This window comes from Dongia sp., assembly GCF_041905885.1.
In the GTDB taxonomy this organism is placed as follows: domain Bacteria; phylum Pseudomonadota; class Alphaproteobacteria; order Dongiales; family Dongiaceae; genus Dongia.
The window spans coordinates 49896-73340 of sequence record NZ_JAYRKD010000028.1 but is presented as its reverse complement, the minus strand read 5'-3'; the positions used below and the strand labels follow the sequence as shown (position 1 = coordinate 73340).

General features: G+C 63.2%; 28 protein-coding genes. 16 read left to right on the top strand and 12 right to left on the bottom strand.

The window, feature by feature from the left end; all coding sequences use genetic code 11:
* Window positions 1-3: 3 nt before the first annotated feature.
* Entirely contained in the window at window positions 4-291 is a 288-nt protein-coding gene (locus ACH2CY_RS22830; RefSeq protein WP_395021965.1) for a hypothetical protein, read from the bottom strand.
* 223 nt (window positions 292-514) lie between these two features.
* Between ACH2CY_RS22830 and ACH2CY_RS22825 the strand changes: the two genes are divergently transcribed.
* Window positions 515-679 (top strand): hypothetical protein, encoded by a 165-nt coding sequence (locus ACH2CY_RS22825; RefSeq protein WP_395021964.1) that lies wholly within the window; start codon window positions 515-517, stop codon window positions 677-679.
* Window positions 680-863: 184 nt separating this feature from the next.
* Window positions 864-3122 carry a DNA topoisomerase IV subunit A gene (gene parC / locus ACH2CY_RS22820; RefSeq protein WP_395021962.1) on the top strand — a complete coding sequence of 753 codons (2259 nt, stop codon included), beginning with the start codon at window positions 864-866 and terminating at the stop codon, window positions 3120-3122.
* A 19-nt stretch (window positions 3123-3141) separates the two neighbouring features.
* Here the strand turns inward: parC and ACH2CY_RS22815 are convergent, their stop codons facing one another.
* From ACH2CY_RS22815 to ACH2CY_RS22790, 6 genes are all read right to left on the bottom strand, one after another.
* A complete protein-coding gene (locus tag ACH2CY_RS22815) occupies window positions 3142-3480 on the bottom strand; it encodes a hypothetical protein (RefSeq protein WP_395021960.1) in 339 nt (112 codons plus the stop codon).
* Between the two features lie 7 nt (window positions 3481-3487).
* On the bottom strand, window positions 3488-4279 hold the full coding sequence (locus ACH2CY_RS22810; protein WP_395021957.1) for an FRG domain-containing protein: 792 nt from the start codon (window positions 4277-4279) through the stop codon (window positions 3488-3490).
* Window positions 4276-5283 carry a hypothetical protein gene (locus tag ACH2CY_RS22805; RefSeq protein ID WP_395021956.1) on the bottom strand — a complete coding sequence of 336 codons (1008 nt, stop codon included), beginning with the start codon at window positions 5281-5283 and terminating at the stop codon, window positions 4276-4278. Before ACH2CY_RS22805 ends, ACH2CY_RS22810 begins: the two co-directional genes overlap by 4 nt.
* Window positions 5284-5808: 525 nt before the next feature.
* A complete protein-coding gene (locus tag ACH2CY_RS22800) occupies window positions 5809-6411 on the bottom strand; it encodes a 7-cyano-7-deazaguanine synthase (protein ID WP_395021955.1) in 603 nt (200 codons plus the stop codon).
* On the bottom strand, window positions 6408-7589 hold the full coding sequence (locus tag ACH2CY_RS22795; protein ID WP_395021954.1) for a PfkB family carbohydrate kinase: 1182 nt from the start codon (window positions 7587-7589) through the stop codon (window positions 6408-6410). Before ACH2CY_RS22795 ends, ACH2CY_RS22800 begins: the two co-directional genes overlap by 4 nt.
* Window positions 7586-8311, bottom strand: a complete 726-nt coding sequence (locus tag ACH2CY_RS22790) for a hypothetical protein (RefSeq protein ID WP_395021979.1) — start codon at window positions 8309-8311, stop codon at window positions 7586-7588. The genes ACH2CY_RS22795 and ACH2CY_RS22790 overlap by 4 nt, the downstream gene beginning before the upstream one ends.
* A gap of 165 nt (window positions 8312-8476) precedes the next feature.
* Here ACH2CY_RS22790 and ACH2CY_RS22785 point away from each other — a divergent pair, with 165 nt between their 5' ends.
* Complete coding sequence (locus ACH2CY_RS22785; protein ID WP_395021978.1) at window positions 8477-9133, top strand: alpha/beta fold hydrolase; 657 nt, start codon at window positions 8477-8479, stop codon at window positions 9131-9133.
* Between the two features lie 57 nt (window positions 9134-9190).
* On the opposite strand, the gene ACH2CY_RS22780 is transcribed toward ACH2CY_RS22785, so the two are convergent.
* The gene (locus ACH2CY_RS22780; protein ID WP_395021952.1) at window positions 9191-9625 is read right to left on the bottom strand and encodes a DUF488 family protein; all 435 of its coding nucleotides are present in this window, start codon (window positions 9623-9625) and stop codon (window positions 9191-9193) included.
* Window positions 9626-9700: 75 nt separating this feature from the next.
* Here ACH2CY_RS22780 and ACH2CY_RS22775 point away from each other — a divergent pair, with 75 nt between their 5' ends.
* The 3 genes from ACH2CY_RS22775 to ACH2CY_RS22765 all read left to right on the top strand — a co-directional run bounded on the left by ACH2CY_RS22775 (window position 9701) and on the right by ACH2CY_RS22765 (window position 11425).
* The gene (locus tag ACH2CY_RS22775; protein WP_395021951.1) at window positions 9701-9955 is read left to right on the top strand and encodes a hypothetical protein; all 255 of its coding nucleotides are present in this window, start codon (window positions 9701-9703) and stop codon (window positions 9953-9955) included.
* 438 nt (window positions 9956-10393) lie between these two features.
* Window positions 10394-10969: a hypothetical protein gene (locus ACH2CY_RS22770; RefSeq protein WP_395021950.1), complete on the top strand. Its 576-nt coding sequence runs from the start codon at window positions 10394-10396 to the stop codon at window positions 10967-10969.
* Between the two features lie 204 nt (window positions 10970-11173).
* Entirely contained in the window at window positions 11174-11425 is a 252-nt protein-coding gene (locus ACH2CY_RS22765; RefSeq protein ID WP_395021949.1) for a hypothetical protein, read from the top strand.
* 63 nt (window positions 11426-11488) lie between these two features.
* On the opposite strand, the gene ACH2CY_RS22760 is transcribed toward ACH2CY_RS22765, so the two are convergent.
* The gene (locus ACH2CY_RS22760) at window positions 11489-11914 is read right to left on the bottom strand and encodes a GFA family protein (protein ID WP_395021948.1); all 426 of its coding nucleotides are present in this window, start codon (window positions 11912-11914) and stop codon (window positions 11489-11491) included.
* Between the two features lie 369 nt (window positions 11915-12283).
* Here ACH2CY_RS22760 and ACH2CY_RS22755 point away from each other — a divergent pair, with 369 nt between their 5' ends.
* The 5 genes from ACH2CY_RS22755 (at window position 12284) to ACH2CY_RS22735 (ending at window position 16845) form a co-directional block, all read left to right on the top strand.
* A complete protein-coding gene (locus ACH2CY_RS22755) occupies window positions 12284-12487 on the top strand; it encodes a cold-shock protein (protein WP_395021947.1) in 204 nt (67 codons plus the stop codon).
* A gap of 97 nt (window positions 12488-12584) precedes the next feature.
* The gene (locus ACH2CY_RS22750) at window positions 12585-13217 is read left to right on the top strand and encodes an alpha/beta family hydrolase (protein ID WP_395021945.1); all 633 of its coding nucleotides are present in this window, start codon (window positions 12585-12587) and stop codon (window positions 13215-13217) included.
* Window positions 13217-14326 carry a serine hydrolase domain-containing protein gene (locus ACH2CY_RS22745; protein ID WP_395021944.1) on the top strand — a complete coding sequence of 370 codons (1110 nt, stop codon included), beginning with the start codon at window positions 13217-13219 and terminating at the stop codon, window positions 14324-14326. Before ACH2CY_RS22750 ends, ACH2CY_RS22745 begins: the two co-directional genes overlap by 1 nt.
* A gap of 187 nt (window positions 14327-14513) precedes the next feature.
* Window positions 14514-14942 carry a response regulator gene (locus tag ACH2CY_RS22740; RefSeq protein ID WP_395021943.1) on the top strand — a complete coding sequence of 143 codons (429 nt, stop codon included), beginning with the start codon at window positions 14514-14516 and terminating at the stop codon, window positions 14940-14942.
* A gap of 115 nt (window positions 14943-15057) precedes the next feature.
* A complete protein-coding gene (locus ACH2CY_RS22735) occupies window positions 15058-16845 on the top strand; it encodes a flavin-containing monooxygenase (RefSeq protein WP_395021941.1) in 1788 nt (595 codons plus the stop codon).
* An 8-nt stretch (window positions 16846-16853) separates the two neighbouring features.
* Here ACH2CY_RS22735 and ACH2CY_RS22730 read toward each other — a convergent pair whose 3' ends face one another.
* Window positions 16854-17180: a hypothetical protein gene (locus ACH2CY_RS22730; RefSeq protein ID WP_395021940.1), complete on the bottom strand. Its 327-nt coding sequence runs from the start codon at window positions 17178-17180 to the stop codon at window positions 16854-16856.
* A gap of 124 nt (window positions 17181-17304) precedes the next feature.
* Between ACH2CY_RS22730 and ACH2CY_RS22725 the strand changes: the two genes are divergently transcribed.
* Entirely contained in the window at window positions 17305-18726 is a 1422-nt protein-coding gene (locus ACH2CY_RS22725; protein WP_395021938.1) for a phosphatidylserine/phosphatidylglycerophosphate/cardiolipin synthase family protein, read from the top strand.
* Between the two features lie 168 nt (window positions 18727-18894).
* On the top strand, window positions 18895-19353 hold the full coding sequence (locus tag ACH2CY_RS22720) for a response regulator (RefSeq protein WP_395021936.1): 459 nt from the start codon (window positions 18895-18897) through the stop codon (window positions 19351-19353).
* Between the two features lie 4 nt (window positions 19354-19357).
* Here the strand turns inward: ACH2CY_RS22720 and ACH2CY_RS22715 are convergent, their stop codons facing one another.
* On the bottom strand, window positions 19358-19747 hold the full coding sequence (locus tag ACH2CY_RS22715; protein WP_395021935.1) for a hypothetical protein: 390 nt from the start codon (window positions 19745-19747) through the stop codon (window positions 19358-19360).
* 140 nt (window positions 19748-19887) lie between these two features.
* Between ACH2CY_RS22715 and ACH2CY_RS22710 the strand changes: the two genes are divergently transcribed.
* Window positions 19888-20607: a gamma-glutamylcyclotransferase gene (locus ACH2CY_RS22710; protein WP_395021934.1), complete on the top strand. Its 720-nt coding sequence runs from the start codon at window positions 19888-19890 to the stop codon at window positions 20605-20607.
* Here the strand turns inward: ACH2CY_RS22710 and ACH2CY_RS22705 are convergent.
* Window positions 20591-21310, bottom strand: a complete 720-nt coding sequence (locus tag ACH2CY_RS22705) for a GntR family transcriptional regulator (protein ID WP_395021932.1) — start codon at window positions 21308-21310, stop codon at window positions 20591-20593. The two genes, ACH2CY_RS22710 and ACH2CY_RS22705, sit on opposite strands and share 17 nt — an antisense overlap.
* A gap of 130 nt (window positions 21311-21440) precedes the next feature.
* Here ACH2CY_RS22705 and ACH2CY_RS22700 point away from each other — a divergent pair, with 130 nt between their 5' ends.
* Both ACH2CY_RS22700 and ACH2CY_RS22695 read left to right on the top strand, forming a co-directional pair.
* Window positions 21441-22316, top strand: coding sequence for a dihydrodipicolinate synthase family protein (locus tag ACH2CY_RS22700; protein ID WP_395021931.1), 876 nt, complete (start codon window positions 21441-21443; stop codon window positions 22314-22316).
* A 5-nt stretch (window positions 22317-22321) separates the two neighbouring features.
* Window positions 22322-23356 (top strand): proline racemase family protein, encoded by a 1035-nt coding sequence (locus ACH2CY_RS22695; protein ID WP_395021930.1) that lies wholly within the window; start codon window positions 22322-22324, stop codon window positions 23354-23356.
* Window positions 23357-23445 lie beyond the last annotated feature (89 nt).

The following is a 23445-nucleotide window of genomic DNA, read 5'->3' as shown; positions in this document are numbered from 1 at the left end:
CGCCTACTGGATATAAGCCCCGAGCTTCGGGCAGGTCTGCACCAGCGCCGCGTTGAATCCCGCGGCGTCGACCTTCAGCTTCGGTCCCTTGAAGCTCGCCTGGGTGCCGGTGGCGATCGCCTGTTTGAAGTCGTCGGAGATCAGGCTCATCACCACGTCGGCCGAGCAGCTGCAATTCTCCTGCAGTTCCGTGCCGGCGCCGAAGCGGGCATCGGCCATGCATTTGCCATAGGCGCCGTCGCGGATCTGCTGCCAGGCCAGCGCCGCATTGTTCTGTGCCGCGGCGGGCATTGCCCACAACGACAGGACGGTAAGGAACAGAACAAGCCGGCGATCCATAGAGGCCCTCGGGCAATTGCGGATGTGGCCCGCATTCTCAGGTTTTGCCCCGGGAAGGAAAGCTTTTTGTCGCCTCTCCGGGTGTAAATTCCCCGCGACCAGGGAACGCGCGGCCCCGTTTTCGGTTCTGGGAATCGTCCCCGACTTCCCGCAACGACAAGAAACGGACAGATCCATGCGCAAGATGCTTTCTCTCGCCGCCCTCCTGACCCTGGGCTTGCTCGGCGCCTGCACCGAGATGAACAACTGCACCGGCAACGGCTTCGAGAATCCGGAATACTGCACCGGCACGCTGCACCCCAACGCCGGCCCCTACGCCTTCCGCAACGCGGAGATGTAGCCGGGCCTTTGCCACCGGCGTCGCCGTCATCCCGCCAGGCGCTGCGCCCGGGATGGCGGCGCCCGCGGCGCTGCCGCGCGTAATCACCCGAAACCATTGATAAATCTCAAGACTTGACCGGCGGCGGGGAGGGCCTATCCATAGGCCGGAATCCCGCCCGCTTATCCCCGAGTCGTGAGTACTAATGGCCAGAAGACCCCGCGCCGAAGCCCCGAAACGCGATCCCAACGAAGGGATCAAGCCGACCAACCTCGCCGACGCGCTGGGCCAGCGCTATCTCTCCTACGCGCTCTCGACCATCACCTCGCGCTCGCTCCCGGACGTGCGCGACGGGTTGAAGCCGGTGCATCGCCGCATCCTCTACGGCATGAGCATCATGCGGCTCAACCCCGGCACCGCCTACAAGAAGTCGGCCCGCGTGGTCGGCGACGTCATGGGCAAATACCATCCGCATGGCGACAGCGCGATCTACGACGCGATGGCGCGCCTGGCGCAGGATTTCGCCGTGCGCTACCCGATGGTCGACGGCCAGGGCAATTTCGGCTCGATCGACGGCGATAACCCCGCCGCCATGCGCTACACCGAGGCCCGCCTCACCGAGGCCGCGGCCTTGATGCTGGACGGCTTGGACGAGGACACCGTCGACTTCCGCCCCAACTACGACGGCACCGAGAGCGAGCCCGCCGTCCTCCCCGCCGCCTTCCCGAACCTGCTGGCGAACGGCGCCACCGGCATCGCGGTCGGCATGGCGACCAACATCCCGCCGCACAACGTCGCCGAGATCTGCGACGCGCTCAGCCACCTCCTGAAATTCCCCAACGCCCGGGTCGACAAGCTGGTGGACTTCATCAAGGGCCCCGACTTCCCGACCGGCGGCATCGTAGTCGAATCCCGCGAGACCATCGTCGAGGCCTACCGGACCGGCCGCGGCTCCTTCCGCATCCGCGCCAAGTGGGAGAAGGAGGAGCTCAAGGGCGGCGCCTACCAGATCGTCGTCACCGAGATCCCCTACCAGGTCGCGAAGTCGAAGCTGATCGAACGCATCGCCGAGCTCTTGAACGAGAAGAAGCTGCCCTTCCTCGAGGACATCAACGACGAGAGCACCACCGACGTCCGCATCGTGCTGACGCCGAAGTCGCGCAACATCGAAGCCGAGCACCTGATGGAGCAGCTCTACCGCTCCACCGACCTCGAGACCCGCTTCGGCCTCAACATGAACGTGCTGGACGGCCACCAGATCCCGCGCGTCATGGCCTTGAACGAGGTCCTGAAGGCCTATCTCGACCACCGCCGCGAAGTGCTTCAACGTCGAAGCAAGTTCCGCCTCGCCGAGATCGACCGCCGCCTCGAGATCCTCGAAGGCTACCTGGTCGCCTATCTCAACATCGACGAAGTCATCCGCATCATCCGGCACGAGGACGAGCCGAAGCCGGTGATGATGAAGAAGTGGAAGCTGACCGACCTCCAGGCCGAATCCATCCTCAACATGCGCTTGCGGGCCTTGCGCCGCCTGGAAGAGATCGAGATCAAGGGCGAGCACAAGAAGCTCACCGCCGAGAAGAAGGACCTCAACGCGCTCCTCAAGTCCGAGGAGCTGCAATGGGACAAGATCGGCGAGGAGGTGAAGGAGCTGAAGGCCCTCTACGGCCCGAAGACCGAGCTCGGCCGCCGCCGCACCGATTTCGGCGACGCGCCCTCGGCGGAGATCATCCCGCTGGAGGTGATGATCGAGCGCGAGCCGATCACCATCCTCTGCTCGCAGAAGGGCTGGATCCGCGCGATGAAGGGCCATGTCGAGCCCGAGGTCTCGGCGGAAGCCAAATACAAGGAAGGCGACCGCGGCCGTTTCGAGCTCCGCGCCGAAACCACCGACAAGCTGCTGATCTTCGCCACCAACGGGAAATTCTATACGATCGGTTGCGACAAGCTCCCCGGCGGCCGCGGCTTCGGGGAGCCGGTCCGCCTCTGGATCGACCTCGCCAACGAGCACGACATCGTCACGATGATGATCTACAAGCCCGGCCAGAAACTCCTGGTCGCCGGCCACGACGGCCGCGGCTTCGTCGTGCCGACCGACGAAGTGGTCGCCCAGACCAAGAACGGCAAGCAGGTGCTCAGCGTGCCGGAAGGTGTGGAAGCGGTGGTCGCCACCTTGGTGCCGGAAGGCGCCGACATGCTCGCGGTGATCGGCGAGAACCGCAAGCTGCTGCTGTTCAAGCTGGAAGAAGTCCCGGAGATGAACCGCGGCCGCGGCGTGACCTTGCAGAAGTACAAGGACGGCGGCCTGAGCGACGCCCGCGCCTATGTGCGCAAAGAGGGCCTGACCTGGAAGCTCGGCGAAAAGACGCGGACAGAGACGGCGCTCGGCGACTGGATCGGCCAACGCGCCCAGGCCGGCAGACTGCCGCCGAACGGGTTCCCGAAGAACAATAAGTTCGGGTGAGCACTGTTCAACGAAACATTCACTCGTAGAACGATGATACGTCAGCTGTCATCTTTTCAACGACGGCAGCATTGTTTCTCATTTCCCCTTCAAATGTGCCGGGAAAGCTGTCGGAGGATGTAAATTCGTCATCCCCTTGCCCATAGGTGAGAGTGACGTGCCAGACAATGGGCCCTCTAAATCGGGCACCGTCGCAAACAATTTCGTCTTCAAAGACTTCGATCGTGTCGACAATCGTATTGTAGGAAATCACAGCCAAATCAGTCCACGCGTCAGTTTCTGAGACGTCCATCGCTCTGACGGCCTCGGCAATTAAGCGACGCGTCTGTTCGACATCTGGGTTGTCAGGCTTGCTCATTGATGGATTATCCAAGCGATGGGAGGCCGATGCCAATACGCGTTTCGTATTGCCACTTTAAAGTTGAGCACAGGCCATCCAAATCGGCCCAAATGTGGCTATCGTCAATTCCAAGAGAGAACAATCTGCGTCGAAAGCGCGCACGCAGTTCAGCTGCAATAACAAACTTGTGCTTCTCGAATCCGGGTGGAGCCCAAGCATCGCTTGGTCGCGGGTGGGCCGAGAACAATCCGCGCTGACTCACGATTCGTCGCACCGTGCGAGAGGGAAAGAGAAAGCCAACGTCAGTAATACTGAAGGGATCTGGTCGCTTAGCTTGATCAATGATCTCAGTATCAAGGATTCGATGTGCATAGATCACAGCTGGCTCTTCGGGTTTGCCGCTAGAAACTGCGAAAAATGCAGCTACCAAGGGATTGGTTGTCCAATCAAGGAGTCTGGTAGGTACGCCGTGATGTTGGGCTAGCGCTAGCCAATCCCAGTCGTTAGTCGGAACAATATCAATGAAGAGTCCAGCTGACTGTTGAAACGAGCGAAAGACGCGGACTTCGTAGAGGAGCTCATATTGAGGACCTCGACCGGCACTTGGTTGGCATTTGTGCAGCAGAGAGCCGCATCCCCGGAATACCCACCGCGTATGCTTCCGTTCTTCAACAAAGTCGAGGAACTCACGCCACCTTACATACTCTTCTTCGACAGCCTGGATTGCCTTTGTAGGGGAGCGTTCACCGAGTGGAGGGCGAGTGCCGTCTTCGATTCTTTGTCGCCTTACTCTGAAAAGCTTGTTTGGAGGCTTCATCTGATCGCACCACGGAGGACCTGATAAAGAGCAGACGCGTAGTCGTCAGTAATGCGCAGTCTCGGAGACATCTCTCTCTCGGAGCGACTTACGTAGCGCGGCCAATACACAACATTTGGTCCATCACTTTCAGCTTGCTCGGAAAGGTTCATGATGGTGTCTAAAGACGTGAGTGAATCTGCCAATAGCAAGGTTGGAATTTTCTTGCCTGGCGCTGGCCTCGACTCGAAGAGTTCTAGCACAGGCGTACAAGCAAAATGCTCACGCAGCCACCCTTCCGTATAGAGGAGCAGCGCTCCGATCTCCGCTGTATCGCGGCCGACAAGTCGAACCTCCGAAGGAAGCTCTCTGCCAATTTTGGGTGTTGGAATCACTTCCGGCGGAGGAAGTGGAAGCCTCGCTCCGTCAAGGTAGTATGCAACGCACTTCGCTGCATAGTCCGCAGAATCCCATGGGGAAAGCTGCCGTTCTCCCCAAGCATAAGCAAATGCTGATGCGAAGACGTCACCGGCACCGATACGAAAGAAACCATTTGCCGCGTATGTAGGCAATCGACGTCCTTCTTCACCAAGATACAAAGAGGCGCCACCAAGTCTGTCGTCGTCCTTAAGCACAACGACCAAAGATCCTGGGCGCCTTGCCTGAAAGAGCTCAACGATCGCCCGGTCAATCTGATCTCCGCTCCAGTCCGGACTATCCGGAAACACTGTCCTGACTAGTTCTTCCGGAGTCAGAATGAGCGCGAGTTCCTCAGCCGAAGATCCATTGTCCCAGAACGCCTTCGGCTCTTCCGATTGCGGGTCATAGATCACCCGCTTGCCCTTCACGCGAGCATCTCCTTCTAGCAGTCCGAAGCGTAAGATAACGTCGCTTGAAACCTCGATCATCTGCTCTTTGTCAGTTGGTGGTTCCTTCATGCTCAGCAAATGGAATGGCTGCAACCACTCAAATGAGCCCTCCCAATTGCTAGGAAACAGGTGCGCTTGAACATTCATGCTGACCAAGGTCGCTCGGATATCATCAGTGTATCCAGGTGGAGCATAGGTGTGGAGTTCGCACTTCTGTGATATTGCGCTTACAGCGAGTGCGGCCCGTAAGCCGGAACCAAATAACCGATCCCAATACGGTGAAAAGCAGCGCTCCAAATATGAGCCACCGACAATGATCACTGGCTCACCCTATAAACGGAAACTGTACAATGGGTAGGTGACACTGACTGCACCGCGGCAACGAATTTGACACCCTGCTCTAAGCAATTGATCAACTGGGCCAGACCACGGAAGGCAGCAAGCGATCCCAGAATTGCGCCCTCCTTCGTGACGCACACGACGCTCCTTGCTTCTCCTAGTGTGCTAACTGCCACCTGCAAAGTGGCGCCCATGTGGATGGTTGGAATGATTGCGATCTGTACTCCAACGAGATCGACGATAAAGTGTAGATCGCACGGATCGTCTGGATTGCTTGGCGATCTCCGGGTTGGCTGTCGCTTCTTGCGCTTGTCTTCTATTGCACCTGCCATCCAGCCCTCCTCATCTCAACCTTCCTGATTCTCCATAGACATCCTCAATAACAGTTCGATGTTTCCTGCATCCATTGCAGGAGCCGCATGCATACTTATGAACATGGCAAGAGAATGTGATGCCCGCTAATTCGCGAGGAAAGTTGACGTTCTTCAGTAGATCAACAGTGCTTATTCTAGCTGCGGGGGCGCTTACCCGAATATTGCCTTCTTGCAGCCGCATTAGACGATCGATCGCGCGCAAGAATGGACCGCGACCATCGGCATGCCTGTCTTTGGCAACGGAGCCAATGATAATCTCGTCTATACCTTCTGGGAGTAGAAACATACCGGCGAGAGTTATCAGCATCTGGTTGCGAAACGGCCAGAATTCGGAAGCAGACGACGTGGAAGCAGAGGCAGACCGAGTGGCCATGTCGCCAGAGCCAAGATGAGACAAATCCACCCGAATGAGCCGATGCTGCAATTCGAGTTCTTTGCACAAAGCTTCCGATGCAGCGATTTCCCCTGCTGCGGCGCGCTGACCGTAGTCAATGGTCAAGCATAGCGCGGGTCGAATTCCTACCGCGAGCGCGGAAGAATCCAGGCCCCCTGATAGAAGCAGAACATTCATTCGGCTGCTGCCCAAATCGAGTGATAGATGGCGGCACAATAATCTCGCGCTATATGGCAGCCGGACCCCTCTAGCATCGTTAAATTCTCGATGGCACTGGATTCCACGAATGCGACAACCGGAATATTGCGGCTTCTTGCATAGCCGACTTCAAACAGAGTGCCAGGATCTTCTCCATCAATCATCGCGAGGACGGCGCGGCTCTCTCTTAATCCATCGAGATCATGCTGGGCTATGTGATGAACGCTGCCTCCTTTTCCAACGTCATGCAGAGGAGAGAAGACTGTCGCACCCATATCCGAGAGGACTGACAATGTTTCTTCAATAAGCCACCGTTGGCTAAGGCTGAAGAATGGCCCTGCGAGGTAGATTGGCCCGATCGTCCCTCTTGCAATTACGGGCGGGCCAGAAGGCCTAAGACTCTTGTCAATTCGAGCATCTTTGCTGCTTACATAAGCTGAGACTGCCTTTGAGGCACTGTGAGCGGCTTCGACCGGATTGGCGTTGTGCTCTGCCCATAGACAAGCGAAAACGGCGCTGAACACGTCTCCAGATCCGATCTTGAAGATGGACTCGGATTTGAAAGCTGGAATCTGAAACTCTTCGCCACCGTATGCGACTGTGGCGCCAAATGGGCCTCTCTTCACGACGACAATCGCCGCTTGACTTTGCTCAGTTAGAGTTTGAATCGCAGCGCTACCCTCCTGACCAGTAGTCTGTCGCAATTCTGTTTCATTCAGGACGATCGCAAGCTCGCGAGCGGTCGAGCCATTTCGATGAAAATTCAGCACTTCGGTCCAGTGTTGTGGATCATAGACCGCACGGTCCGCATTGACGATTGCGTCTCCTTCAGCAAAGCCAAAGCGCAGAACAGCGCTAGCTTCCGCTCTAATTGAGTTTGCTTTAGGTACTGGAGTGGGCGAAAGATCGGGCCGAGAAAGTGGATGCAAGTATCTAAAACATATGTCCGGTTCTATCTGTGTCAGATCAGCTCCAATCCCAAGGCCTTCGAACGAACGGCGGACATCCTCGATCCATTCACCGCAGGCGTAGGAGTGCAGGTCAACCTTATCTACGAGACCAGACGCAGCAACAGCTGCGCGACCACCTGAACCGAAGATGCGTGACCACTCAGGTACTAAGCATTCCTCTCTATATATTCCGCCAGCAACGATCATTTGCGCCGCCGCCCTAGAATCCGCATTTCTCTCCAAATCAGTGCATCGAGAAGCGATGCAGGTACTTGGATAGCTCTGGCGAAATCCAAGAATCGGAACTCAAGAGCTTGATAGTCAATTGGGAGCCGTACGTGCGGCGGAAACAAACCCATAATCTGACCTGCGCGAACGATGTGTACGTCAAGGATTGCAACCTCATTCGATCCGGTCCAGTTTCTCACAATCCAAGACGCGGTCTTAGGCCCGATCCCTGGAAGCTTCATGAGTGCCGCGCGAAGTGGCAACGGTTCATTCAAAGGAAGAGTCTCTCCCCGAATAGCCTTTAGCGCACTCGACAACCTGCATGCACGCTGCCGTGGAAACCGATAACGCATCCTTCGGCCGTTGACCGTTATAGGGCGCCTCAGTAGCAACTCAATATTGCGAGGGGATTGATTTCTTGCAGACGAGAATACGCCGGCGTCTCTTAGTTCACGCCATACAGCGCAATTGACCTCCATCTTGACGCCGTATCCGCCCAGGATGCAAAAGGCTATCTCTTCGGCGAGGGAAGTCTCGGGGGGAGTTGTGAAGCTATACTCGTCCAGATCTTCCGTCTCAGCCAGCGCCACCCAAAAGGCTGGCGTGGGTACGTACTGAGGGCAACCAAATGGGACCCCGGGCACGACCTCGTCGTCAGGGCGAAAGTTCAGGCTGTGACGCAGCCGATAGCCACCATCCATGGCAATAAAGGTGCAATGCAATCCCCAAATCTCATTTTGCTCTCCAAAGCAGTACGGTGGCAAGGATTTTCCACTCTATCTACGGAGCCGTCGATATCAATGAGCTCTGGCTGTCCCACCTAAACGGAGCCACCCAATGCCCACCTTCGTCCTAATCCCCGGCGGCTGGCGCGCGGCTGGTCCCTGACGCCGCTGGCCCGCAAGCTCCGCGCGCTCGGCCATGAAGTCTTCACCCCCACGCTGACCGGCCTCGGCGAGCGCGTGCATCTCGCGGCTTCGGCGCGGCCCAATCTCGAGACGCATATCGCCGACGTTGCCAATCTGCTCCGCTTCGAGGATCTCCACGATGTGGTCCTCTGCGGGCATTCTTACGCCGGCATGGTGGTGAGCGGGGTGGCGGACCGGATGTCGGAGCGGATCGCGGCGCTGGTCTATGTCGATGCTTTCGTGCCCAACGACGGCGAGGCCTGGTGGGATCTGGCGGGCGACTATTTCCGCAAGCTCGCGATCGACGGCTCGGCGGCCGATGGCTTCAGCGTGATGCCGCCGCCCTCGCCCGGCGATGCCCGGCGCGTGCCGCATCCGCTGGCCTCGTTCCGCCAGAGCATCCAACTCACCGGCCGCTGGCAGGAGGTCGCGGAGAAGATGTTCATCTACGCGACCGGCTGGGCCGAGACGCCGTTCACCGCCCAGTATGAGCGCCTCAAGTCCGATCCCGCCTGGATCGTGACGTCATTGCCGACGGGTCACGACATCTTCGGCAAAGCACCGGACGAATTCCTGCGGCTGGTCCAGGCGCTGCGCTGCGTCGCGTCGCGGTGACCGGGACCATGGTCCGCGTTTCGCTGGAAGGATGAAGGCCGAACAGGCTCCGGCGTCCTAGAGATCCACCACCTCGACCTTGCCCCAGGTCTCGCGCAGATACTCCGCCACCACGCGCCGGTGGCAGTGATGCGGCAGCGCCTCGCTGCAGAGCAGGCAGGCGCCGTCCAGCCGCGCGCGGTCGAGCTGCGTCTCGATCCGGCGCCGCGCGATCAGCCGCTTGAACCGGGCCGCGTATTCCGGCCAGTCGACCTCGCCCGCGCGATAGGCGCCGAGCAGCGCCGGCGTCGGCGCCAGGGCGAGGGCGTGCTCGGTCTCGATCCCGCAGAGCTCCCGCGCGAACCAGGCGAGGTCGCCCTCCTTGGCGAAGCCCGCGAGCTGCGAGCGCCGGTTCAGCCGCACGTCGATCAGCCGCGTGACACCCGCTTCCTTGAGGCGCCCAAAGAAATGCGCCGCGCTCGACTGCGTGAAGCCGATGGTGAACAACCTCATCCGTCCTCTCCGCGCAGTGCAAGAATTCTACTCGTCCAGTCTCTGAGCCACGAGCACACTGCCGCGGCGATGCTCTTGAAGAAGATCCGAATTCGCGCATCGCTGCGCCGGACAAGCGGCGTCGATTCTGCTATGATCGCTCTGCTGTTTGACATCGTGAACGATGCGTCGGGAGTCGTGACGAAACCGGATTCCGTCGGCCGCGAGACCGAGTCCGCGCAGCGAACCTTTACAGACCTTTACGCCAGCGAGATGGGATTTCGCATCTTCCGCCGCGCAAAGCCTTCCCCGTCAAAGACTTGCGCCGACTTGCCCCGCGGCAGCCCGTAAAGGTGACCTTGGACCATGCGCCGCATCCGCTGGGTGGCGCCGCAACCCGGACCGGACCCGGACGAATCAGACCCCGGCAGGACGGCGAACGGCGCAACGCGTCTGCGTCGGCCCCGCGGGGGTCTGCAGGCGCCGGCTTGAACGCCGCGTTGACGGAAGGGACCCGACCGCGCGTCCGGCCAGGGCCCAAACGCCTGCCCGGTCAGCGGCTTGCGGCGTCTTCCGGCCTCTGCAAGGAACCCGTCCGTAGAAGCAGACGCGGGGGCGAATTGAGTTCGGCCCATCCGGTTCGCTGCGGCGCAACGCAGACCGGACGCAGACAGGATGAAGAGTTTCTCGCCCGGCCGGACGCCACGTCCGTTCCGCCGCGGTCGGCACTTCCCGCATTCCACGCGCGCTGCTAGCCTCCACCACCACCCGAATCCACGCAGAGCGATCATGACATTTCGGCGACAGACCCTTCCGCGCCTCGCCCTCATCCTCGCCATCCTGTTTCCACCGGCCGCCGGTCCCGCGCAGGCCGAGACCACATGCAAGGACGTGCCCGGCATCAAGCCGGAGATCGCGCGCTTCCTGGGCGAGGTTTCGGCGGCCCAGGCGGCGGGGCAGGGGACGCTGCCGCTGAACCATGTCTTCTTCGGCTTCACCTACGCCACGCCCGACGATCTGAAAGCGTTGGAGCAGCGCGTGACCGTGGAGCTCAAGAAGCAGGACGCCGCCGGCGGCGACTATCTGAACAAGGGCGCGGAGATCACGGTCGAGGGCGAGTTCGCCGCCGACCCGACCTGGGTGCGGATGCCGCTGGAGGTGCGCGGCCGCTACGCCTTCGACGCCGATGGCGGCCTCACCCTGACCTACAATCCCGCGCACACGGTCGAGCTCGGCGAGCGCCACCTCGGCATGTTCTTCTTCAAGACCATTCGGCAAAGCATCGTCAAGCCGGACTACGTGGCCTTCTATCTCGACGACAATGCCGGCCCCGATCCCGACCGCTGCTACAACGCCGTCAACTGACGGTGCGTCCGCTCCGACAAATCCGAGCACTTTCGGAGCCGTTTCGGGACTGCATACCCGGATAGGGTGACGCCGTGGCGGGCTTGGCGGCGGTTCCGCGACTTTCCGTTGGGCCAGCGTGAAGTCGGGACTTCGCGTCGCGGTTGCCTTGTTAGGTTGCCCCTGCCGCATTCGGATGCGGCTCATAAAGGGGAAACCAAGAGTATGCTCGGCGTAACAAGAATGGTCTCGAAGCTCGCCTGGATTCCGCTGGTCGCCTACCTCGCGGCCGGCTGCGTGGACATGAGTCCGGAAGCCGCCAACCTCCGCCTGCAATCGCAGATGGGCTGGAATGCGGAGAAGGAGCTCCAGCTCAAGCAGCAGATGGAGGCGATCGACCTCTTCTTCGACTCACTGGGATTGGATCACTCGGCCCGCAGCTATTTCGCCGGCTACTTCACCGACGGCGGCTTCTGACCGATCGGCGCGCGCTCGGGTGCTGGCCTCGAGCGCGCGCCGTTTCGAGCTTCGCCGGCGGCGTTACTCCGCCACCATCTCGCCGGAGCCGCCGAACTCCTTCGGGAAGTCCTTGAGCTTCGGCAGGCCGTCCTTCATCCGCAGCACGGTCTCGGCATAGTTCACATGCACGCCGGGCTTGAAGGCGACGCTCGGGATCGTCGCGGCGTAGACGTCGGTCAAGCCCAGGCCGGGATGGCCGGTCATGATATGGCCGCCGCACTTGGTGCAGAACTGGCGGTCGCTGCTCGGGTTCTTGGTGTAGGTGCCGAGGAAGGCCTGGCCCTTGGTCACCTTCACCGCGTCGGGCTTCCATAAGGTGAAGGCGTTGACCGGCCCCGCCGACCAGGAGCGGCAGGAGCTGCAATGGCAATAGCCCATCGCTTCGGGCGATCCCATCACCTCGATCTCCACCGCGCCGCAGAAGCACGCGCCCTTATGCTTGTCCATGTCAGTCTCCTTGCTTGCTCGCTGTGTTTTTCCCGCTTCAACCGGGGTCGAAGCCGGCGAAGATTGGCCGAGGCCGGGCGCATCCTGTAGTGACATTCGACACACCCCGCCTGGCGGTTGGCGGGTTTCGCACCATCCTGGCGCGTCTCCCCCCTAAGGGCGCGCTGGCGCGCCGACTGGGCCCGGCCGGGGCGGTTTCAGCCGGGTTGTAATCTTGCTGAAAAAAGCCCATGATCGCGCCGCCCCGAGTGGGGCCGTCGGCTGCGCACTCTTCCATCGAAGAGGTGCCGATTTCTTCGCTTCCCGGCATCGCCGCGCTGCGTGAAACCGCATTCCAGGCAACCGTCGTTAGTGAACATAAGGGCTGCCATGGCTTCCGGAAAAGTGAAATGGTTCAATTCGCAAAAGGGTTTTGGCTTCATCCAGCCGGATGACGGCGGCAAGGACGTCTTCGTCCATATCAGCGCAGTCGAGCGGGCCGGCCTCTCCGGCCTGAAGGACGGCCAGGCCGTCAGCTACGACGTCCAGGAGGAGCGCGGCAAGGCCGCCGCGGCCAACCTGAAGCTGCTCTGATCGACCACCTTGAGCCGCCGCGCGGAAGCCTCCGCGCGGCGGCCAGGGACCCCCGCCCGCAGGCCCACCAGGCCGCCCGACCGCATTTCCCCGTCCCATGCCCGACTTCCTGTTCGACGGCCCCGACGCGGCATCCACCACCATTCTGCTTGCCCACGGTGCCGGCGCGCCGATGGATTCAGCCTCGATGACCGCGACCGCCAAGGCGCTGGCCGCCGCCGGCTTCCGCGTCGCCCGTTTCGAGTTCGCCTACATGGCCGCGCGGCGATCAGGCGAGCGCAAGCCGCCGCCCCGCGCCGAGCGCGTGCAGCCGGAATACAGCGCCGCGATTGACGCGCTGCAGGCCAAGGGCAAGCTCATCATCGGCGGCAAGTCGATGGGCGGGCGGGTCGCCAGCATGATCGCCGATGCGATGCTGGCCGAAGGCAAGATCGCCGGCCTGCTCTGTCTCGGCTATCCCTTCCATCCGCCGGAGAAGCCGGACCAGCTCCGCACCGCGCATCTCGCCGCTCTCAAGACGCCGACCCTGATCGTCCAGGGCAGCCGCGATCCCTTCGGCACGCCCGAGGAAGTCGCCGGCTACACGCTCTCCAAGGCGATCGATCTGCTCTGGCTCGAAGACGGCGACCATGACCTGAAGCCGCGGAAGTCGATCTCCGGCTTCAGCGCCGCCGATCACCTGAAGACCCTCGCCGACCGCGTCTCCGCCTGGAGCAAGGCGCTCAAGTGATGATCGCCGGAACAGTGGATCCGAAGTTCGCCCGGGTCCGCGAGGCCTTCGCCGCCAACTTCGCCGCGGGCCACGAGCATGGCGGCGGCGTCGCGGTGGTGCTGGACGGCCGTCCCGTCGTCGAGCTCTGGGGCGGCCATGCCGACGCGGCGCGGACCAGGCCCTGGCAGCGCGACACGCTTATCAACGTCTGGTCCTGCACCAAGGGCGTGGTGGCGCTGGCGGTCGCCATGCTGGTCGAGCGCGGCAAGCTCGACTACGCCGCGCCGGTCGCGCGCTGGTGGCCGGAATTTGCCGCCGGCGGCAAGGATGGGGTGACGCTCGATCACGTGCTCTCGCATCAGGCCGGATTGAACGGCCTCGCGGTGCCGATGGACGATGCCGGCCTCCTCGCCTGGGATCCCTATGTCGAGGCGCTGGCGGCGATGGCGCCGCTCTGGGAGCCGGGCAGCCGCGCGATCTACCACGCGCTCAGCTTCGGCCACCTTGCCGGCGAGCCGTTGCGGCGGGTGGATGGCCGCAGCATCGGCCGGTTCGTCGCCGAGGAAATCGCCGGACCCTTGGGCGCCGACTTCTTCATCGGCCTGTCGGAGCGCGAGGAGCCGCGCGTCGCCGAGATGATCGAGGGCCCGAAGGCCTCCGACTGGGTGCCTTATGTGCTGGCCTCGCCCTTCCCGCATGCCTGCGCCAATCCGCGGCCGACGGCGCTGGCGCCCAACCACCGCGCCTGGCGCGCGGCGGAAGTTCCCGGCGGCAACGGCCAGGCGACCGCCGCGGGACTGGCGAAGATCTACGGTGCGATGGCATCCGGCGGCGCCGGCCTCATCGGCCCCGATGCGATACGAGAGGCGGCCCGGCCGCGGGTGCGCGGGATCGACGAGAGCTTCGGATCGCCGACCGCCTTTGCCGCCGGCTTCCAGATCGACAGCCCGCTCACGCCAGCGGCCGCGTTCGGTCATAGCGGCTGGGGCGGCAGCTACGGCTTCGCCGACCCGGAAGCCAGGCTCGGCTTCGCCTTGGTGACCAACCGCATGCTCGGCTTCGACGACGGCATCGACCCGCGCCGCAAATCGGTGATCGACGCCGTCTACGCCTGCCTCGCGTCCTAGGGTCCCGCCCGCGGACCTAATCGCGCCCAAACTTCTGAGAGCGCGATCCTAAATCGTGCCGGCACACACCGGCATCTGCGTTTTTTGGACCGCTTCCGAATCGCAGCGCATAGACTTCAGGGACTGTCGCTAAGCCCCTGCGGGGGTTCGATTTCTCGTTAACGGGGTGTTAACAGCGAGGATCGTGATGACACATGAAGCCGCCGTCGCCGCCCGGGAGCACACGAAAGCCGCACCGCCGCCGCTCGAGATCCTGATCGTCGATGACGATCCGGTCTTCCGCCTGATGCTGCGCCGCATGCTGATGCGGGGCGCCGCCACCCGCGTCGTCGAGGCCCAGCATGCAGGCGAGGCGATCGCGCTGATCGAGCGGCATCGTCCCGACCTCGTCGTCTCCGACATCTTCATGCCGGTCGCCGATGGGTTCGAGCTGCTGAACTGGATGCGCAGCCACGCCGCCGACGTGCCGGTGCTGGTGGTCTCGGCCGCGGGCCATGCCGACGCGCATTTCGATCCGGCGGTGATCGCCCAGCACCTGGGCGCCGCCGAAGTCTTGAGCAAGCCGTTCGACCGCGCCGATCTCGTCGCCGCCGTGGATCGCGCGCTCGCCCGTTAGCCGGCAGGAATGCAGGCGTGATCCGCATGGTTCGCAGTTGAATCGCCCGCTGTTTCAGTTTTAGCTTTCGGTCCGCTTCCGAGAACGAAAAACAACCGATTGGGCAGGATCACGCATGAGCACTCCGACCGAGCGAGCGACCCACTGGCTTTCGGCCTTCTCCTCCGCGCTGGCGCGCAACGACGCGGCCGGCGCGGCGGACCTGTTCGAGACCGAGAGCCACTGGCGCGACCTGATCGCATTCAGCTGGAACATCAAGACCGTCGAAGGTCGCGCCGCGGTCGCCGACATGCTGAAAGCCACCCTAGCCTCGACCAAACCCAGCAACTGGAAGCTCGACGGCGAAGCGACCGAGAAGGACGGCATCACCCAGGCCTGGTTCACCTTCGAGACCGCGACCGCCCGGGGCCGCGGCCATCTCCGGCTGAAAGGCGACAAGGCCTGGACCTTGCTCACCACCGCCCAGGAGCTGAAAGGCTTCGAGGAGAAGAAGGGCCGCCGGCGCTGGAACGGCACCGATCACGGCGTACATAAGGGGCGCAAGAACTGGCTGGAGGAGAGGCAGGAAGAGGAGGCGACGCTCGGCATCTCGAAGCAGCCCTATGTGCTGATCGTCGGCGGCGGCCAGGGCGGTCTCGCGCTCGGCGCGCGGTTGAGGCGGCTCGGCGTGCCGACGATCATCGTCGACAAGCACGAGCGTCCGGGCGATGCCTGGCGCAAGCGCTACAAGTCGCTCTGCCTGCATGATCCGGTCTGGTACGACCACATGCCCTACCTGCCGTTCCCCGACGACTGGCCGGTCTTCTCGCCCAAGGACAAGATCGGCGACTGGCTCGAGGCCTATGCCAAGATCATGGAGCTCAACTACTGGGCCAAAACCGAATGCAAGACGGCCAAGTACGACGAAGCCAAGAAGGAATGGACCGTCGAAGTGCTGCGCGACGGCAAGCCGGTCACCTTGCGCCCGAAGCAGCTCGTGCTCGCCACCGGTCAGGCCGGCCTGCCCAACATGCCGGATTACCCGGGCATGAAGGACTTCAAGGGCAAGCAGCGCCATTCGAGCCAGCATCCGGGCGGCGAGGACTGGAGCGGCAAGAAATGCGTCGTCATCGGCTCCAACAATTCGGCGCATGACATCTGCGCCGATCTCTGGGAGCACGGCGCCGACGTCACCATGGTGCAGCGCTCCTCCACCCATGTGTCGCGCTCGGAAACCCTCCAGGAGCTCTGGACCTATCCGCTCTGGGGCGAGCAGGCGCTGGAGAACGGCATCACCTGCGACCAGGCGGATATGATCGCCGCCTCGATGCCCTACCGGTTGATGGCGGAGGGCCACAAGCAGCTGACCGCGGAGATGAAGCGCCGCGACGCCGATTTCTATGCCCGGCTGGAGAAGGCCGGCTTCCTGCTGGACTTCGGCGACGACGAGAGCGGCCTGCCGCTGAAATACTATCGGCGCGGCTCCGGCTACTACATCGACGTCGGCGCCTCGGAGCTGATCTGCAACGGCTCGATCAAGCTGAAGCAGGGCAAGGTCGAGCGCATCACCGCGACCGGCGTCAAGTTCACCGACGGCAGCGAGCTGGAGGCCGATCTCATCGTCTATGCGACCGGCTTCGGCTCGATGAACGGCTGGGCGGCACAGCTGATCTCACAGGAAGTCGCCGACAAGGTCGGCAAGGTCTGGGGCCTGGGCTCCGACACCACCAAGGATCCCGGTCCCTGGGAGGGCGAGTTCCGCAACATGTGGAAGCCGACCCAGCAGGAAGCGCTCTGGTTCCAGGGCGGCAACCTGCACCAGTCGCGGCACTACTCGCAGTTCCTGGCGATCCAGCTGAAGGCGCGGATGGAAGGCCTGCCGACGCCGGTCTATGGCGTGCCGAAGACGCATCATCTGAGCTGATCTCGGGCTCAGCGCAGAATCGACAGGCTGACCTGATCCTCGCCCAGCACGCCCGACCCGGTCGAACGGGTCGGGCCGTCGAGCAGCACCGCCGATCCCGCGCGGCCGTCGTCGCAGAGCAGAACGACGACGGTCGTGCCGATCGTCTCCGAGCCGGTGCTGCGACCCGTGCACCGCGTACGGTCGCTCTCCATCTCCAATGAGCCCCCGAAGCTGCCGGGATCGAAGGTGCCGGTGAAGCTCTCGCCGGTGCTCGCGATCCGCGCTTCGACCGTCCGGTTGGTCGCACAGGCAGCGAGCAGGAGGAGGGGGGCAAGGACAGCGGTCGGTTTCATCTTCGATTTTATTCCATCGCTTTGCAAAAAAAGAATCCCGCGGCCATCGCGTCGGCTTGAGCGCCCAACGGAACGCTTCGCTTTCCCGGCGGGTTCTCCCCAGGCGCATTCGGAACCTCGGGTCATGTCCTCATTCCTGCATATCACCCGTTGCGGCGTCCTGGCACTGGCGGCGAGCCTCGCGGCCTGTGCCGTCCCGGACGCCGACGATAGCATCGCCCGGTCGGCGGCCGAGTCCAAGCCGGTCGTGCAGGGCGCCGAGGGTCCACTTACACCCGCGGCGAGCGACGCGCTGATCAAAAGATTGGGAAGCGGCGCCGAGGGCAGCGAAATCCTGCAGCGGCATCTGCAGGTCGAGGAGGGCGTCGCCGGCAGCCCGCTCACCACCGACAACGCGGTCGAGGTCCTGCGCGATGGCGACCAGACCTTCGCCGCGATCGGCGCGGCGATTTCCGGTGCGCGGCAGACGCTGAACCTCGAATACTACACCATCGAGGACGTGACCCTGCAGACCCCCGACGGCAACGCGCGTGCGCTCGCTGACATGCTGGTGGCGAAGCTGCAGCAGGGGGTTTCCGTCAACATCATCTATGACAGCTACGGCTCCAGCGACACGCCGGGCGCCTTCTTCGAGCGGCTCGAGAAAGCCGGCGCGAAGCTGCTCTCGTTCCATCCGATCGACCCCAATCCGGCCAATGTGATCAACGGCAATGACCGCGACCACCGCAAGATCCTGGTGGCGGACGGCCGGGTGGCGGTGATCGGCGGCGTGAACCTGAGCAAGAGCTATGAGAGCAAGTCGCCGGGCAGCGACGACGAGGACGGCGAGGAGGATCCGCAGACCGGGTTGCCGCGGCACTGGCGCGACACCTCGATCCGGATCGAAGGGCCGGCGGTGGCCGAGATCCAGAAGCTGTTCTTCGTCCACTGGAGCGAGGAGGGCGGCGCGAAGATCGACCAGGCTCCATACTTCCCGAAACAGCAGGCCAAGGGCGGCCACATCGTCCGCGTTATCGGCAGCACACCGAAGCAGGATGTCTCCCGCTACTACGTCACCCTGATATCCGCGCTGCGCAGCGCCGAGCGCAAGATCTGGATCAGCAATGCCTATTTCGTGCCGACGCCGGACGAAATGGAGGCGCTGCTCGACGCCGCCCGGCGCGGAGTCGACGTCCGGGTGATGGTGCCGGAGCAGAGCGATTCGCCGCCGGCGGTCGAGGCGGCGCGCTCGCATTACAGCGACCTGCTGGAAGCGGGCGTGAAGATCTTCGAGACCCGCGACGTGGTGCTGCATTCGAAGACCGTGACCATCGACGGCGTCTGGTCGGCGGTCGGCTCGTCGAACTTCGATCACCGCAGCGTGCTCTTCAATGACGAGATCGACGCCGTCATTCTGGGGAAGCAGACGGCCGAGGATCTCGAAGCCATCTTCAAGGAAGGCGAGCAGACTTCCAATCGCATCGACCAGGCGAGTTGGGAGGCGCAGCGGGGCTTCGGCGAACGGGTGCGCGGCTTCTGGTCCCGCATGATGGAAGGGTTGCTCTAGTCCTAGGACTCACCCGTCCAACGGTGAGTTGCGCGCAAGTTGCCCGGCGGACGTTTGCAACCAAATTTCCATTTCCGGGTTTGAGTTCCGAATGTGGTTTTGGCGCATGTTTACGAAGGATTAACCATGCCCGAGCCGCCGAGGATGCGTGAGGCAGAGCAGAGTGACATGGCCATGGACAGTACCAGCGATTCCCGCAACGCCGCGGCGGCGGAGTCCAAGATGATCACAGAAGGTCCGTGGTCGGTTCTGATCGTCGATGACGACCCGTCATTGCGCGAGACCCTGCGCCGCATGATCGAGTCCGTGGGCTATGACGTCCAGTGCGCCCCAGACGCGCGCGCGGCGATCGACTGCGTCGCGGGCCACGAGCCGGACATCATCATCACCGATATCTACATGCCGGCCGGCGATGGCTTCGAGCTGCTGAACTGGCTGCGCAACAACGGCATCCGCACGCCGGTCATCGCCATGTCAGGCTCGAACTCGGGCAGCGGCGAATACGACCAGCTCGCGGTCGCCGAGCATCTCGGCGCCGCCGCCGTGATCGACAAGCCGTTCCGGCAGTCGAAGCTGGTCGAGACCATCGACCGCGTCCTCGCCAACCGAGGCGCGCCGCCGCGCTGAGGACTCAATACTCCGCGATCTGCAGCATGACGATGTCCTCGCCGATCATGCCGGTGCCGATCGCCTGGTCGGCGCCCACGGTGAACATCACCTTGCCGGTGCGCCCGTCGCTGCAGGTCAGCGTGGCGACGCCGTTCTCCGTGGCATTCCCGGCGACCTCGCCCCCGGTGTCAGCGGGCATCTGCCGATAGGGTCCGCTGCACGTCGTGCCGCGGTCGCTGGTCAGGGTCAGTGAGCCGTTCCCATCGATGCCGCCACTGGATTCGCCGGTAAAGGTCTCGGGCGCGTGGAGCATCTTGCCTTCGACGTTGCCGGCGCAGCCTGACAGGAGCAGCATGGCGCCCAGCGCCAGGACGGTTGAAAGATCTGCGGTGCGGTGTCTGATACGAATCACGTGTCTCACTCTCGGTATAAATATTTGAAGCTGCCGTAACGATGCACGGGCCGTGCCGGTTCCCTTCAGCGAAGCGGGCAGCGCTGGCGCAACGGTCACAACGCCGTTATGCTCGGCTCGAGCTCAGACGCGGGGACCTCATGCGTGCGCGTTCATCCAAGGCGCTGCGAAAATTGCCGCTCTCGCTGACCGCAGACCTGGTCGCGCGTGTCGAGCGCAAGGAACCTGATCCGGGGCCGCTGCCCGGCCGGGTCTACCTGACGGAATCCGATTACGATGCGCTCACCGCCGAGCTGATCGCCACGCTGAAGGGCGGGCCGCTCTGGATCTTCGCCTATGGCTCGCTGATCTGGCGGCCGGAATGCGACTTCGTCGAGCATCGGCGCGCGACGGCACATGGCTGGCACCGCTCTTTCTGCCTCGAGCTGAAGCGCTGGCGCGGCACGCCGGACTGCCCCGGCCTGATGATGGCGCTCGATCACGGCGGCGCCTGCCACGGTGTGATCTGCCGCCTGCCCGACGACGACCAGTTCGCCCAGCTCGGCAACCTGCTCCGCCGCGAGGTCGACCAGCGCGAAGACCTCGGCGAGCTCAGATGGATCACCGCCAAGGCCGAGATCGGGAAAGTCCGGGCGCTCACCTTCTATGCGGGGCCGCGCGCCAGCTATTACACCGGCAAGCTGCCGGACCAGGAGGTGGCCAGAATCCTGGCGCGGGCCGCCGGCCACTGGGGCTCCTGCGCCAACTATCTCTACCAGACCATCACCAAGCTTGAGGAATACGGCATCCACGACACACACCTGTGGAAGCTGCAGCACATGGTGGCAGAGGAGATCCGCAAGCTCACTGCGCTGCCCTGACGCCGCCGAGGGCGATATCGCTCGCGTAATTCTCCTTCATGAAGTCGATGAAGTTGTCGCGGAACTGCCGGGTATGGGCATGGGCGAGCGCGTCGGCCCGTTCCACATCCTTGGCCTTGATCGCGACGATCATCTCGTCGTGCTCGTCGGTCAGCAGGATGCCGTCCTTGCTGCGTTCGAGGAACTCGAAATGCAGATGCAGCATGCGCCGCCCCTGGTCGAGCAGCCGCTCGTAGAAGGCGGTGAGATAGGGATTCCGGCCGGCCTCGGCGATCGCCATGTGGAAGTTCTTGTTCGCCTCCGACATGGCGAGATGGTCCTGGCTCTTGATCGCGGCGATGAAGGCGCGCTGCCGCTGGGCGATGATCTTGAGATCGGCCTCGGTCCGGAGCGCCGCCGCGAGGCGCGCGTTCATGCGCTGCGCGACGTCCAGCGCCTCGACATATTTCGGGAAGCTCGCGATCTCGATCGGCGCCACGATGGTGCTGCGGTTGGGCAGGGTGACCACCAGGCCGTCGCCGGCGAGTCGGATCAGCGCCTCGCGCACCGGCGAGCGCGAGAGGTCGAAACGCTCGGCGAGCGTGGTCTCATCCAGCATCGCACCGGGCGCCAGGCTGAGGTTCAGGATTTCGGTGCGGAGGGCGTCATAGACGCTCTTCCAGCTGGTCCCCCGGGAAGGCTTGGCTTCGGTCTCCGGCTTCACGCTTCGACTCCATCGCTGAAATCATTGGATAATTCCAAGAGTAGCGGCTCCAATCTAATCCTCCGCTTGACTCTTGTCGACATAAAGCCGACAAAGATTGTCGGCATATTGTCGACAACTGGAGCATGCGATGCGACTGACTGGAGTGATGCCGGCTTTGGTGACGCCGTTCGACGAGGCGGGGAAGATCGACTTCGGCAAGTTCGAGAAGCTGCTGGCCAAGCTCCGGCAGGACGGCGTGAAAGGCTGGGTGCCTTGCGGCTCGACCGGCGAATACAACGCGCTGACCGCCGAGGAGCGAGCGGCGGTGCTGAAATTCGTCGCCGGTTTCGCCGACAAAGGCGAGCTGCTGATCGCCGGCACCAATGCCGGCTCCACCTGGGAGGTGATCGAGCACACCAAGCGGGCGCGCGATCTCGGCTACGGCACGGTGCTGCTCTCGGCGCCGTTCTACGCGACGCCGGCGCCCGACGAGCTGATCGCGCATTACCAGGCGGTGCTCGACGCGGTCGATGTCGAGATCGTGCTCTATAACTATCCGCCGAAGGTCGGGGTCGAGGTCGGCCTGACCGTGCTCGATGCCTTCGTCGACAACCCGCGGGTGCTTGGGATCAAGGAATCCAGCGGCAACCTGGTGCGCGCGATCGACATTCGCGCGCGCTATGGCGATCGCTACCAGCTCTCGAACGGCTCGGACGACCAGACGCTCGATTTCTATCTCTGGGGCGCCGGCTCCTGGATCTGCGGCCCCGCGAACTGCATGGCCAAGGCCTGCGTCGACCTGGTCAACACCATCGAGCGCGGCGATTGGCTGAAGGCGCGGGACAAGATGCAGGTGATTTACGGCGCGATGTCGAGCCTGGAAAGCGGCAAGTTCGTGCAGAAGGTGAAATACGGCTGCGAGCTGGCCGGCACACCGGTCGGGGTCGGGCGTCGCCCGCTGCTGCCCTTGAGCAGCGAGGAGAAGGCGGCCTTCCGCAAGGCCATGGAACCGGTCCTCGGGTGAGCCCCATGCGGTGGGATCGCTCGGTCGAGATCCTCGAGGTCCATTGCCAGGGCGAGATCGGCAAGGTGGTGGTCGGCGGCGCGCCGGAGATTCCGGGCCGGACCGCGCTCGACAAGATGAACCACGTCAACACGGTCGATGACAGCTTCCGCCGCTTCCTGACCTTCGAGCCGAGGGCAGGCGCCGCCATGTCGATGAACCTGCTGCTGCCGCCGACCCGGCCGGATGCGGATGCAGGCTTCATCGTGCTGCAGGCGGACCGCGCGCACCCGATGTCGGGCAGCAATTGCATCTGCGTGGTGACCGCGCTGCTGGAGAGCGGTCGGGTTAAGATGCAGGAGCCGGAGACGATCCTGCGGCTGGACACGCCGGCGGGGTTGATCACCGCCCGCGCGCGCTGCGCAGGCGGACGCTGCCGCGCGGTCTCGCTGGACAATGTGCCGGCTTTCGTCGAAGCGCTGGATAAGGTGATTGCGACGCCGCGCTGGGGAAAGATCAAGGCCGACATCGCCTTCGGTGGAGTCTATTACGCGATCGTCGATGTCGACCAGGTCGGCCTGGAGATCGCGCCGGGCCGGGCGTGCGAGCTGGCCGCCGCCGGCATCGAGCTGAAGGCGCTGCTGGCGGATCAGGTCAAGGTGCAGCATCCCGAGCACGCCGGCATCAACGAGATCGCCTATGTGATGCTGCGCGGCCGCGATCCCGACGGCGCGGTCCGGACTTGCACGACCTTGAAGCCCGGCCGGGTCGACCGCTCGCCCTGCGGCACCGGCAGCTCAGCCAATCTCGCGGTGCTGCAAGCGCGCGGCGAGATCAGGACCGGCGACGTGCGGCGCTCGCGCTCGATCATCGGCGGCGAGTTCCTGGTCGAGGCGATCGGCGAGACCGAAGTCGCCGGCCGGCGCGCGGTACTGCCGCGCATCACCGGCGAGGCCTGGATCTACGGCCGCGAGGAGCTGCGCCTCGACCCGGACGATCCGTTCCGGCGTGGTTTCGCGCTCTCGGACACCTGGGGGCCGCAGGTCGATCAGCTGGGCTGAGACGGCCGCGCGCGGCCTTGGGCTTTGGGGCAGGAATGACAATCACGCGCCGAGCCTGTAGAATAAATTCCTCATCAGGGAATTGCCCG